Source organism: Stenotrophomonas sp. TWI1151 (assembly GCF_039673135.1).
Taxonomy (GTDB): Bacteria; Pseudomonadota; Gammaproteobacteria; order Xanthomonadales; family Xanthomonadaceae; genus Stenotrophomonas.
The window spans coordinates 134,933-147,634 of the sequence record NZ_JBDJLA010000005.1 but is presented as its reverse complement, the minus strand read 5'-3'; the positions used below and the strand labels follow the sequence as shown (position 1 = coordinate 147,634).

Below are 12,702 nucleotides of genomic sequence, written 5' to 3'. Positions count from 1 at the left end.
GGTTCTCCAAGGATGAGGCTTGGGATAGGCTGCTGAGCAGAGTAGGAGCAATTTATGAACGTAGCACTTGGCCCCAATCTGGTTGGCATCACCGGTCTGGCGCGTCGGCTGGTCCAGGATGGTGCGCTGGAGGAGGTCGTCGCGCGAGAGGCCATGTCCCAGGCGGCTGCCGCAAAGATGCCGCTTCCGCAGTGGTTTGCCCAGAAGAGGTTGGTCACCAGTGCCCAGTTGGCTGCGGCCAACGCGCTGGAGTTCGGCATGCCCTTACTGGATGTGTCGGTGTTCGACAACAACCAGAACGCCATGGGCCTGGTCAGCGAAGAACTGCTGCGCAAGCACCACGTCCTGCCGCTGTTCAAGCGCGGCGGCAAACTCTTCATCGGCACCAGCAATCCCACCCATTCGCTGGACGAAATCAAGTTCCACACCAACCTGGTGGTGGAGCCGATCCTGGTCGATGAAGACCAGATCCGTCGTACGCTGGAACAGTGGCAGTCCAAGCAGGACACGCTGGGCTCGGCGCTTGGCACCGACGACGAAATGGGGGACCTGGACGTCTCCGCAGGAGACGAAGAGGGTGGCTCCATCGACTCCGGCGTCGACGCCAAAGGCGACGACACCCCCGTCGTGAAGTTCGTCAACAAAGTCCTCGTCGACGCCATCCGCAAAGGCGCCTCGGACATCCACTTCGAACCCTACGAAGACGACTACCGCGTGCGCCTGCGCATCGATGGTCTGCTCAAGAACGTGGCCAAGGCCCCGGTCAAGCTCAACCAGCGCATCGCCGCGCGCCTGAAGGTGATGGCGCAGCTGGATATCGCCGAGAAGCGCGTGCCGCAGGATGGGCGCATCAAGCTCAACCTCTCCAAGACCCGCCAGATCGACTTCCGCGTCAGCACGCTGCCGACCCTGTTTGGCGAGAAGGTGGTGCTGCGTATCCTCGATGGCAGCGCCGCCAAGCTGGGCATCGACAAGCTCGGTTACGAGCCGGCCCAGCAGAAGCTGTTCCTGGATGCGATCCACAAGCCGTATGGCATGGTGCTGGTCACCGGGCCGACCGGCTCGGGTAAGACGGTCTCGCTGTATACCGCGCTGGGCATCCTCAACGATGAAACGCGCAACATCTCCACCGCCGAAGACCCGGTGGAAATCCGTCTGCCCGGCGTCAACCAGGTGCAGCAGAACGTGAAGCGCGGCATGACCTTCGCCGCGGCGCTGCGCTCGTTCCTGCGCCAGGATCCAGACATCATCATGGTCGGCGAAATCCGCGATCTGGAAACGGCGGAGATCGCGATCAAGGCGGCGCAGACGGGCCACATGGTGCTCTCCACGCTGCATACCAACGATGCGCCGCAGACCATCGCGCGCCTGATGAACATGGGCATCGCCCCGTACAACATCACCAGCTCGGTGACGTTGGTGATCGCCCAGCGCCTGGCGCGCCGGCTGTGCAACAACTGCAAACGCCCGGTGGAACTGCCCGCCAATGCGCTGCTGGCCGAGGGTTTCACCCAGGCTCAGCTGGATGCGGGGATCAAGCTGTTCGAGCCGGTCGGCTGCGATGAGTGCACCGAGGGTTACAAGGGCCGTACCGGTCTGTACCAGGTGATGCCGATGACCGATGAGATCTCGACGATCGTGCTGGCCGGTGGCAATGCGCTGCAGATCGCCGAGGCCGCGCAGCTGGCGGGAGTGAATGATCTGCGCCAGTCGGCGCTGATCAAGGCCGCGGCGGGGGTGACCGGTCTGGCGGAGATCAATCGTGTGACCAAGGATTGAGCCGCGTCTACAGATGAGAAAAGGCCCGCGCAAGCGGGCCTTTTGGTTTCTGGGGCGGTGGATCCAAAGCAGCCACCCATGGGGTGGCGCTACTCCATGCCTAGCTTTTTCAGCTTGTACCGCAGTGCGCGGAAGGTGATGCCCAGCTGCGCCGCAGTACGCGTCTTGTTCCAGCGGTTTTCTTCCAGCGCCTTCTGGATCGCGGTGCGCTCCATCTGCTCGATGTAGGAGGGCAGGGCGCCATTGCCGGCCGGCAGGTCGACCACCGCTTCTTCCTGGGTGGGCGGCGCATTGCCGGCACCGAAGCGTGGCGCGTGCTGGGGCAGGCGCAGGTCGCTGGCCCCGATGCGGTCTTCTTCGGCCAGGGCGAGGGCTCGCTCGAGGATGTTCTCCAGTTCGCGCACGTTGCCGGGGAAGTGGTACTGGGCCAGGGCTTCCAGCGCCGAGGGCGCCAGCAGCGGGGTCGGGCGGCCGTGGGTGCGGGCCAGCCGGGCCAGGATCGAGGCGGCCAGCGCGGGCAGGTCGCTGCGGCGTTCGCGCAGCGGTGGCACGCGCAGTTCGATCACGTTGATGCGGTAGTACAGATCGTGGCGGAAGCGGCCGTCTTCGACCAGTTCGCCCAGGTCCTTGTGCGTGGCCGAAAGGATGCGCACGTCCACCGGCACTTCGGTGGCGGCGCCCACCGGACGGATCGATTTTTCCTGGATCGCGCGCAGCAGTTTGACCTGCATCTGCAGGGGCAGCTCGGCCACTTCATCCAGGAACAGGGTGCCGCCGTGCGCGGCCTGGAACAGGCCGGGCTTGTCCGCGTGCGCGCCGCTGAAGCTGCCCTTCTTGTGGCCGAAGAACTCGCTTTCCATCAGTTCGGACGGAATCGCGCCGCAGTTGACCGGCACGAAGGCGCCGGGGGCGCGCGCGCTTTGCGCGTGGATGGTGCGGGCGACCAGTTCCTTGCCGACGCCGGATTCGCCAAGGATGTAGACCGGCGCCTGGCTGCGCGCGACCTTGCCGATGGTGGCGCGCAGCACATCCATCGAGGGCGAATCGCCGAGCAGGCGTGCGGCCTGTTCCGGGGCGAGCGGCGCGGGCGCGGCGCGCTCGGTGTTGTTGAGTTCCAGTGCGTGCTTGACCAGGCCGCGCAGCACCGAGATGTCGACCGGCTTGCTGACGAAATCGAAGGCGCCGGCCTTCAGCGCTTCCACCGCCAGGTCCATGCTGCCGAACGCGGTGATCATCGCCACCGGTGTGCGCGGGTAGTGCTGTGCGATCTCGGTGACCAGCTCGATGCCGTTGCCATCGGGCAGCCGCATGTCGGTGATGCACAGGTCGTACGGATTGCTGGCCAGCAGTTCACGGGCTTCGGCGAGGTTGGCTGCGGTGCTGATGCGCAGGCCCATGCGGCCCAGGGTCAGTACCAGCAGTTCGCGGATGTCACGCTCGTCATCGACGACGAGGGCGCTGCGGGTGTCATTCATAAGGAAGGAAGATAGCCGAGGGCGGTCGTTGGCGACAAATGTTTGACGGTGGCGTCCGGGTGTGCGCGGCTCATCCGGCCATCATCGTGTGGGGACCGGCCAGCACCAGCCGGAAACACGCACCGCCGGCAGGCACTGAGACGTACTCCAGCCGTGCCTGGTTGGCGCGGCACAGTTCGCGGGCGATATACAGGCCCAGCCCGGTGCCGTGCTCGGAGGTGGTGAAGAACGGGCGGAACAACTGGCTGGCAACCGTCTCGGGAATGCCCGGGCCGCGGTCCATCACATCGATGATGGCGGTGCGGTCCTGGCGCGCCACGCGCAGCCGCACGCGCGCCGGCTCTTCGGCCACGCGGCCGTACTTGAGCGCGTTGTGCACCAGCACGGTGAGGATCTGATGCAGGTGGCGCGGATCGACCAGGGCGTGCACCGAGGTCTCGCTGATGATCGGCTCCACGCTGTCGGTTTCCAGCGACAGGACCTGTTTGTACTCCAGCACGAAGCGACGCACGAACGAGGCCAGATCCACGTTCTCCGGGTTGGCACGCTCGCGCCGGGCCAGCCCGAGCACGCTTTCGACGATGCCGTTGGTGCGCTGGCACTGCTGGTTGATGATCTGCAGCAGGCGGCGGTCGGTGTCGCCGATATCGGTGGATTCTTCCAGCAGCTGGGCGGCGTAGTTGATTGCCGCCAGCGGGTTGCGGATCTCATGGGCCAGGCTGGCCGAGAAGCGCCCCATCGCCGAGAGCGTCAAGGACTCGGCACGCCGCGAGACCACGGTGGAGTCATCCAGGAACACCAGGGTGAGATCGCTGCCGGCCAGCAGGCGGGCAAAGCGTGGCTGCACTTCGGGCTGGTCCGGCGAGAGCTGCAGGGGCATCTCTTCGTTGGTCCAGCCGTTGCGCCAGCGCAGCAGCCGGCGGCTCAGCTCGGGCGAGGCACTGCCCAGTTCCAGCTTGCCGCTGCCACTGTTGCCGTCGGCATCGCCGAGCAGGGTGGAGGCGGCTTCGTTGGCCAGGGTGATGCGGTTGGCGCCGTCCACCACGATCACGCCGGTGCGCATGCGGCGGATGATCAGCTCGTTGATCTGGAACAGGTTGGCCACTTCATCGCCGCGCTGGTTGGCCAGCTGCTGGTTCATGCGGGCGCGGTTGCCGACCTGGTAGCTGATGAAGGCGATGGCCAGATAGCTGGTGACGAACATGGCCAGCTCGGCCAGGGTGCGGGTCGGGTCGCCGCCTTCGAGCTGCTTCCAGAGGTACTCGCCGGCGGTGGCGGTGCTGGCGGCAGCGGCCAGGCCCAGCCCCATGCCCAGCGGCAGCAGGGTCGCGGCGGCGGCGATGTTGAACAGCAGCGACATCGAGATGCCCGCGCTGGCGCCCGGCAGGGCGTGGGCGAGCAGGGTGGCGGCGATGATGTCGGCGGCCACGCTCCACACCACGATGGTGCGCAGCCAGCGCTCGTTGCGCCCGAACAGCAGCACCAGCACGGCCACCGCCAGGTAGCCGCTGGCCACGATGGTCGCCAGCGTCGGGTGGTCAGCGGTGCCGACCAGGCCGCTCAGCGGGCTGAACAGCAGCGCGCCGATGACGGTGGCCATCAGCAGGCGGTACAGCGCGAAGAAATACAGCTCGCGCCGCGGTATCGATTCGATGCGGTCGATCAATGAAGCACTGGGTGACACGCCGGAACTCCCCTTCTGGCATGGGGGCAGTGTAGGGGGTCCGGCCGGGTTTGGGGGCAGGCGGCGGGGGCGGGGCGTGTGAAGGCCGGGCGGTGCGCGGGCGCCGGCCAGCTGCGCGGCCGTGCCACAGGGTGCCCGGGTGGCCGTTTCCGGCCGCTGCCGCAACTGTCTGAAATTGCGCCGGAAACGCCTCCCTGCGCGTGTCTTGGGACTGACTTCTTTGCGCCCGCGCGCCGGGTCGTCCACAATAGTGGGCCCGCCGCGGTCCTTACCGGCGCCCCCGTGAGGGAGCCTTGGAGATGCGTGCGGTCGTTCCTATTCCCACGGTGACGCATGAATTTCCACGAATACCAGTCAAAACAGCTGCTTGCCGAGTACGGCATTCCCGTTCCGGCCGGCAAGGTCGCGGCTACCCCGGACGAAGCGGTTGACGCTGCCAACGCCCTGGGCCAGGGCCCCTGGATGGTCAAGGCGCAGATCCACGCTGGCGGCCGCGGCAAGGCTGGCGGCGTCAAGTTCTGCAAGACCACCGACGACGTGAAGGCCGCTGCGGCCAAGATGCTCGGCACCAAGATGGCCACCTACCAGACCGCAGGCGTTGAGCTGCCGGTCAACCTGGTGCTGGTGACCACCGCCGGTGAGATCGTCAAGGAACTGTACCTGTCGGTGCTGGTTGACCGTGGCACCAAGACCATCACCTACATCGCCTCTTCGGAAGGCGGCGTGGAGATCGAGCAGGTCGCCGCTGAAACCCCCGAGCTGATCCACTCGCTCAACGTTGATTTCGTTGAAGGCGTGCAGGGTTACCACGGCCGTGATTTCGGCTTCAAGCTGGGCCTGACCGCCAAGCAGGCCGGCCAGTTCGCCAGCATCATGGTGAACCTGTACCGCCTGTTCAACGAAAAGGACCTGGCCCTGGTTGAAATCAACCCGTTGGCCATCCTGGACGACGGCAACCTGTACGCGCTGGACGGCAAGTTCGACAGCGACGACAACGCCGCGTTCCGTCAGAAGGCTCTGGTTGCCATGCGCGACAAGACCCAGGAAGACGAAACCGAAGTGACCGCTTCGGAGCTGGACATCAACTACGTCACCATGGACGGCAACATCGGCTGCATGGTCAACGGCGCCGGCCTGGCCATGGCCACCATGGACGTCATCAAGCTCAACGGCGGCGAGCCGGCGAACTTCCTGGACGTGGGCGGCGGTGCGAACAAGCAGCGCGTCATCGAAGCGTTCAAGCTGATCCTGTCCTCGGACAAGGTCGAAGGCATCTTCGTCAACATCTTCGGCGGCATCGTCCGCTGCGACATGATTGCCGAAGGCATCATCGCCGCGGTCAAGGAAGTGGGCGTCAAGGTTCCGGTCGTGGTGCGCCTGGAAGGCACCAACGTGGAAGAAGGCAAGCAGCTGCTGCGTGACAGCGGCATGGCCATCATCCCGGCCGACAACATCAACGACGGTGCCAAGAAGGTCGTCGAAGCTGTCAAGAACGCTGCCTGATCCGACACCGAAGGAAATCCAATGTCTGTTTTGATTAACAAGAACACCAAGGTGATCGTGCAGGGCTTCACCGGCCAGCAGGGCACCTTCCACGCCACTCAGATGATCGAGTACGGCACCCAGGTTGTTGGCGGCGTGACCCCCGGCAAGGGCGGCACCACCCACATCGATCTGCCGGTCTTCAACACCGTTGCCGACGCCGTGCAGAGCACCGGCGCCAACGCCTCGGTCATCTACGTGCCGCCGCCGTACGCGGCTGACGCGATCCTGGAAGCGGCCGCTGCCGGCATCCAGGTCATCGTGTGCATCACCGAAGGCATTCCGGTGCTGGACATGCTGCGCGTCAAGAACGTGCTGACCCGTGCCCATCCGGACACCGTGCTGGTCGGCCCGAACTGCCCCGGCGTGATCACCCCGGGCGAGTGCAAGATCGGCATCATGCCGGGCCACATCCACATGCCGGGCAAGATCGGCATCGTGTCGCGCTCGGGCACCCTGACCTACGAAGCGGTCAAGCAGACCACCGAAGTCGGCCTGGGCCAGTCCACCTGCATCGGCATCGGTGGTGACCCGATCAACGGCCTGAACTTCGTCGACTGCCTCAAGCTGTTCAACGAAGATCCGCAGACCCTGGGCATCATCATGGTTGGCGAAATCGGCGGCGACGCTGAAGAAGCCGGTGCCGAGTACATCAAGAACCACGTGAAGAAGCCGGTCGTCGGTTTCATCGCGGGCGCCTCGGCTCCGGCCGGCAAGCGCATGGGCCACGCCGGTGCGATCGCATCGGGCGGCAAGGGCACTGCCGAAGGCAAGTTCGCCGCCATGGAAGCAGCCGGTGTTGTCACCGTCCGCTCGCCGGGCGACCTGGGCGCTGCCATCGCCAAGCTGGTCAAATAAGCCGCCGGCCGCACCCGCGGCCGACGCGCGGGTAGAGCTGACCGTTGGTCAGCTGTCCGTAGAGCCGACCGTTGGTCGGCTGCCGATAGAGCCGACCGTTGGTCGGCTGCATCAAACAGAAAGGCCGCCTCCGGGCGGCCTTTCTGCGTTTCAGGCGATCCCCACCTTGGTGGGTACCAGCCGCTGACCGGTACGCACGCCACGTAGTGCCGGCCGCTGGCCGGCTCCTCATCGTGCTGCCGCCGAATGCGTGGTTGCCGGCCAGCGGCCGGCACTACAATGAGCGCAGTACACCTACAGGCTGGACCCCCATGACGTCGCTCCGCATTGCCCTGGCGCAGTTCGATTTTCCGGTTGGCGCAGTGGCGCAGAACACCGACACCATCATCGCCATGATCGCCGAGGCGCGCGATGAGTACGGTGCCGAGCTGGTGGTGTTCCCCGAGCTGGCGATCAGCGGCTATCCGCCGGAGGATCTGCTGCTGCGGCCGGGCTTCCTGTACGACTGCCAGCAGGCGCTGGAGCGCATCGCCGCAGCCACCACCGGCATCGCGGCCGTGGTCGGTTGGCCCCAGGCCGCCGGTGCGGTGGTCTACAACGCGGCCAGCGTGCTGCGCGATGGCCAGGTCGAACACACCTACCGCAAGCGCGAGCTGCCCAATTACGCGGTGTTCGATGAGCGCCGTTATTTCGATGTCGATCCGGACGGCGGCAGCTGCGTGTTCGAGCTGAAGGGCGTGCCGGTGGGCGTGCTGGTCTGCGAAGACCTGTGGTTCGCCGAACCGCTGGCCGATACCGTCCGTGCGGGCGCGCAGCTGGTGGTGGTGCCCAATGCTTCTCCCTACGAGCGTGGCAAGCATGCCCAGCGCGATGCGCTGCTGGCCGAGCGTACCCGCGAGAGCGGGGCGGCGATCGCCTACCTCAACGTGGTGGGTGGGCAGGACGCGCTGGTGTTCGATGGCGCCTCGGTCGTCGCTGACGGCGACGGCACGGTGCATCCGGCGGCTGCGGCCTTCACCGACCAGTGGCTGGTGGTGGATTACGACGCCGGCACCCGCCGCTTCCTGCCGCGCGAGTGGATCGACGACGGCGACGAGAGCATGGATGCACTGGCCTGGCGCGCGGTGACCCGCGGGATCCAGGATTACTGCCGCAAGAACGGCTTCAAGAAGGTCTGGCTGGGCCTGTCCGGCGGCATCGATTCGGCCCTGGTGCTGGCGATGGCGGTGGACGCGCTGGGCGCGGCCAATGTCACCGCGGTGAGGCTGCCGTCGCGTTACACGGCGGATATGTCCAACGACCTGGCGGCCGAGCAGTGCCGCGCGCTGGGCGTGAAACTGGAAGCGGTCTCGATCGAGCCGGTGTTCGAGGGGTTGATGGCCGCGCTCGGCCCGATGTTCGAGGGGCAGGCGGCGGATGTGACGGAAGAGAACCTGCAGTCGCGCAGCCGTGGTGTGATCCTGATGGCGCTCTCCAACAAGTTCGGCGGGCTGCTGCTGACCACCGGCAACAAGAGCGAGTACGCAGTGGGCTACGCGACCATCTACGGGGACATGTGCGGTGGCTACGCCCCGCTCAAGGACCTGTACAAGACGGAGGTGTTCGGGCTCTCCAAGTGGCGCAATACCGTGGGCGGCGCTCCGGTGATCCCGCCGGCGGTGATTTCCCGCCCCCCCTCGGCCGAGCTGCGCGCCAACCAGACCGACCAGGACTCGCTGCCGGCCTACGATGTGCTCGATGGCATCCTGTACCGCTATGTGGACCAGGAGCAGTCGCGCGAGGAGATCGTGGCCGCCGGCTATGCCGCCGAGGTGGTGGACCGTGTGCTGCGCCTGGTGCGCACCAGCGAGTGGAAGCGCCACCAGGCCGCTCCGGGGCCGAAGGTCTCGCGCCGGGCGTTCGGGCGTGAGCGGCGGTACCCGATCAGCAATGGGTACAAGGGCTGAGACGCCAGCCGGTAGGCGCCGACCGGTGGTCGGCGCAGGGTTGGGGGCGAAGGGCGGCCGGGTGACCGGGGTGACCGCGGAGAGCAGCCGACCAACGGTCGGCTCTACCGGCGTCGCCGCCGGGGAATAAAAAAGGCCCCTTTCGGGGCCTTTTCTATTATTTGCGGTTCATCGTGGCGTTGCGTTCGCCGGTACTGGCGGACTTCTCGCCGGCAAACGGGTTCAGCTTGCGGACCATCCACGGGTACTTGGGCCACTTGCCCTGCAGCCAGGGGTGGTCGGGCTGGTTCAGCTCGAGCACGCGGCGGGCATCGTCGGCCAGGGTCTTGTTGCCCAGGTGGGTGTAGGCCTCGCCCAGGGCGGCCACGGCGTCGTACTGGAACGCGCTCTGCGGGTAGTTCTCCAGCAGGAAGTTGGCGCGGCCAGCGGCCGAGACGTACGCCTCGCGGCGCAGGTAGTACAGGGCGTTGTCCAGCTCGTACTGGGCAAACACGTCGCGCAGGGCGATCATCCGCTGGCGCGCATCGGCGGCGTAGCGGCTGTTCGGGTAGCGCTCGGTGACGATGGTGAAATCGGCATAGGCCTGGCGCGGGCTCGACAGGTCACGGCGGCTCGGGTCCAGCGACCAGACGCGGCGCAGGAAGACCGTGTCGCGGTTGCCGTTGGCCAGGCCGCGCAGGTAGTACATGTAGGCGATGTTGCGGTGGGTCGGGTAGGTACGGATGAAGCGGTCCACGCTGGACACCGCGTCATCGTGCTTGCCGGCCTTGTACTGCGCGTAGGCGCTTTCGATCATGGCCTGTTCGGTATACGGGCCATACGGGTACTGGGCCACCAGGCGGCGGAAGCTGGCTTCGGCACCGCTCCAGTTCCCCCCTTCCATGAGCTTGTGGCTCTTCTCATAGAGCGTTTCGACCGGCAGGCCTTCATCCGGATTCTTGCCCTTGGTACCGCGGTGACAGCCGGTGGCGACGAAGAGCAGCACCAGCATCAGGGCGGCGAGGCGGACGGGCGCGGACAGCATAACGGAGCGTCGGATCATGGGGTCAGGGCGGGACGCGGCTGGAATACGAAGGGTCGATGATAGCCTAGTGGCCTGTCCCGCGACTGAAACTGGTCGCCCGGACCCCAAAATTGTCCCTATTGCGGTGTACCCCCATGTCCGATACCCCTGCTGATTCCGATTCCCCCCGCCAGGCCATCGTGCCCGATACCGCTGCCGGCCGGCGTTTCGACGCCGTCCTGGCCGAGCTGTTCCCCGAATTCTCCCGGTCCAAGCTGACCGAGTGGATCAAGTCCGGCGACGTCCTGCTGGACGGCGACACCGTGCGCGGGCGCGACCCGGTGCGCGGCGGCGAGGTGGCCAGCCTGCATGTCGTTCTCGACACCCAGACCCATGCCGAGCCGGAGGACATCCCGCTGGAGGTCCTGTACGAGGACGAGCATGTCTTCGTGATCAACAAGCCGGTCGGCCTGGTGGTCCACCCCGGCGCGGGCAACCCGACCGGCACCCTGGTCAATGCGCTGCTGTTCCGCGATCCGTCGCTGTCGGTGCTGCCGCGTGCGGGCATCGTGCACCGCCTGGACAAGGACACCAGCGGTGTGATGGTCATCGCCCGCACGATCCAGGCGCAGACCGCGCTGGTCGAGCAGCTCTCCGCGCGTGAAGTGCATCGCCAGTACCTGGCCGTGGTGGTGGGTGCGCTGGTCTCCGGTGGCACCGCCACCGCCGGTATCGACCGCCACCCGCGCGATCGCATCCGCATGGCCGTGCGCGAAGACGGCAAGGAAGCGATCACCCATTACCGCCTGCGCGAGCGTTTCCGTGCGCACACCGCGCTGGAGTGCCGCCTGGAAACCGGCCGTACCCACCAGATCCGCGTGCACATGGCGCACCTGCGCCACCCGATCATCGGCGATCAGCTGTATGGCGGCGCGCTGAAACTGCCCAAGGGCGCCAGCGAGGAGCTGGTCGCCGAACTGCGCGGCTTCAAGCGCCAGGCGCTGCACGCCGAAACGCTGGAGTTCGTGCACCCGATCACCGGCGAGAAGATCACCAACAGTGCGCCGCCGCCGGCCGACATGCAGGCGCTGCTGCACGCCCTGCGCGAAGACAGCAAGCGCTTCGCCGAGCAGGAACGCAACCGTCGCTGATGGAGGCCACCGTGCCCGTGCTGCGCGCCGACTGGCAGGCCCCGAACGGGGTCCATGCGCTGACCACCCTGCGCTACGGCGCGGGCGGCTCGGTGGCGCCGTTCGACCAGTTCAACATGGGCAACCGCTACGCCGCCGAGGGCGATGACCCGGCGCAGGTGCAGCGCAACCGCGACCTGCTCGTGCCCGGGTTGGGCCTGCCCTCGGCGCCGCATTGGCTGCGCCAGGTGCATGGCACCGGCGTGCGGCGCTTCACCGCGCCGCCGACGGCCATCGGCGTGGAGGCTGAACCCACCGCCGATGCCGCCGTGACGTCGGTTGCGGGCGTGGTATTGGCGATCCTCACCGCCGACTGCCTCCCGGTGGTCTTCGCCGCACGCGAGGGCGGTGAGATCGGGGCCGCCCATGCGGGGTGGCGTGGGCTGGCCGACGGCATGCTGGAGGCCACCGTAGCCGCCATGCAGACCCCGGCCGCCCAGCTGCAGGCCTGGCTGGGCCCCGCGGCCGGGCCCGCGCTGTATGAGATCGGCGAGGACGTGTTCGAGGCGTTCGTGGAACGTGATGAAGGCGCTGCCACGGCCTTCGTGGCAACCCGGCCGGGGCACTGGAAGGTGGACCTGTATGCGTTGGCCCGCCGGCGGCTGCAATCGGCAGGGTTGGACCCGGTACACATCAGCGGCGGGCAGTACTGCACCCTGGCCGATCCGCAGCGGTTCTATTCGCATCGGCGCGACCGCCGCACCGGCCGCATGGCGACCCTGGCGTGGATCGCACCCTGACCGTTGGACAGACAGTGAGTGGCGCGGCCGACGCGGTCATCGTCTTCGACGGCGTCTGCGCCCTGTGCAACCGCTGGGTGCGGTTCCTGCTGCGCTTTGATACGCGTGGCCGCTATCGCTTCGCTGCGATGCAGGGCGTGCACGGACGCGCCCTGCTGCAGGCGCACGGGCTGGATCCGGAGGATCCGTCGTCGTTCCTGCTGCTTGAACAGGGGCGCGCATGGACGGACACCGATGCGATCCTCCGCGTGCTGACCGGCCTGGGCGGTGCATGGCGTCTGATGCAGGTGCTGCGCTGGCTACCCCGCAGGCTGCGCGACCGCGCCTATCGCGCGCTGGCGCGCAACCGGTATCGGTGGTTCGGTCGTTACGACACGTGTTTCCTGCCGACACCGGAGCAGGCGGCGCGGTTCCTGGACTGACGGGTGGGCGCGTTGCCGGCCAGCGGCCGGCACTACCGTAAACGTTCGCGCCATCCCCCGTCG

General features: G+C 67.0%; 10 protein-coding genes. 7 read left to right on the top strand and 3 right to left on the bottom strand.

Annotation, left to right across the window (positions count from 1 at the left end):
• The first annotated feature begins 54 nt into the window (after positions 1-54).
• Complete coding sequence (gene pilB / locus ABE422_RS08700) at positions 55-1,779, top strand: type IV-A pilus assembly ATPase PilB (protein WP_346482815.1); 1,725 nt, start codon at positions 55-57, stop codon at positions 1,777-1,779.
• A gap of 89 nt (positions 1,780-1,868) precedes the next feature.
• Here pilB and ABE422_RS08695 read toward each other — a convergent pair whose 3' ends face one another.
• Both ABE422_RS08695 and ABE422_RS08690 read right to left on the bottom strand, forming a co-directional pair.
• Complete coding sequence (locus ABE422_RS08695) at positions 1,869-3,254, bottom strand: sigma-54 dependent transcriptional regulator (RefSeq protein ID WP_121039246.1); 1,386 nt, start codon at positions 3,252-3,254, stop codon at positions 1,869-1,871.
• A 70-nt stretch (positions 3,255-3,324) separates the two neighbouring features.
• Entirely contained in the window at positions 3,325-4,938 is a 1,614-nt protein-coding gene (locus ABE422_RS08690) for an ATP-binding protein (RefSeq protein WP_346482814.1), read from the bottom strand.
• Between the two features lie 333 nt (positions 4,939-5,271).
• Here ABE422_RS08690 and sucC point away from each other — a divergent pair, with 333 nt between their 5' ends.
• From sucC to ABE422_RS08675, 3 genes are all read left to right on the top strand, one after another.
• Positions 5,272-6,441, top strand: a complete 1,170-nt coding sequence (sucC, locus tag ABE422_RS08685; protein WP_166923844.1) for an ADP-forming succinate--CoA ligase subunit beta — start codon at positions 5,272-5,274, stop codon at positions 6,439-6,441.
• Positions 6,442-6,462: 21 nt separating this feature from the next.
• Positions 6,463-7,338 (top strand): succinate--CoA ligase subunit alpha, encoded by an 876-nt coding sequence (sucD, locus tag ABE422_RS08680; protein WP_137190155.1) that lies wholly within the window; start codon positions 6,463-6,465, stop codon positions 7,336-7,338.
• Positions 7,339-7,649: 311 nt separating this feature from the next.
• The gene (locus ABE422_RS08675; RefSeq protein ID WP_313213006.1) at positions 7,650-9,284 is read left to right on the top strand and encodes an NAD+ synthase; all 1,635 of its coding nucleotides are present in this window, start codon (positions 7,650-7,652) and stop codon (positions 9,282-9,284) included.
• 157 nt (positions 9,285-9,441) lie between these two features.
• Here the strand turns inward: ABE422_RS08675 and ABE422_RS08670 are convergent, their stop codons facing one another.
• Positions 9,442-10,326 carry an outer membrane protein assembly factor BamD gene (locus ABE422_RS08670; RefSeq protein WP_088433876.1) on the bottom strand — a complete coding sequence of 295 codons (885 nt, stop codon included), beginning with the start codon at positions 10,324-10,326 and terminating at the stop codon, positions 9,442-9,444.
• A gap of 116 nt (positions 10,327-10,442) precedes the next feature.
• On the opposite strand from ABE422_RS08670, the gene rluD reads away from it, so the two are divergent.
• From rluD to ABE422_RS08655, 3 genes are read left to right on the top strand one after another with little or no spacing between them, the layout of a single operon-like run.
• Entirely contained in the window at positions 10,443-11,438 is a 996-nt protein-coding gene (gene rluD / locus ABE422_RS08665; RefSeq protein WP_123730367.1) for a 23S rRNA pseudouridine(1911/1915/1917) synthase RluD, read from the top strand.
• Positions 11,438-12,217: a peptidoglycan editing factor PgeF gene (gene pgeF, locus ABE422_RS08660; RefSeq protein WP_346464010.1), complete on the top strand. Its 780-nt coding sequence runs from the start codon at positions 11,438-11,440 to the stop codon at positions 12,215-12,217. The genes rluD and pgeF overlap by 1 nt, the downstream gene beginning before the upstream one ends.
• Complete coding sequence (locus ABE422_RS08655; RefSeq protein ID WP_346464017.1) at positions 12,214-12,639, top strand: thiol-disulfide oxidoreductase DCC family protein; 426 nt, start codon at positions 12,214-12,216, stop codon at positions 12,637-12,639. Before pgeF ends, ABE422_RS08655 begins: the two co-directional genes overlap by 4 nt.
• Positions 12,640-12,702 lie beyond the last annotated feature (63 nt).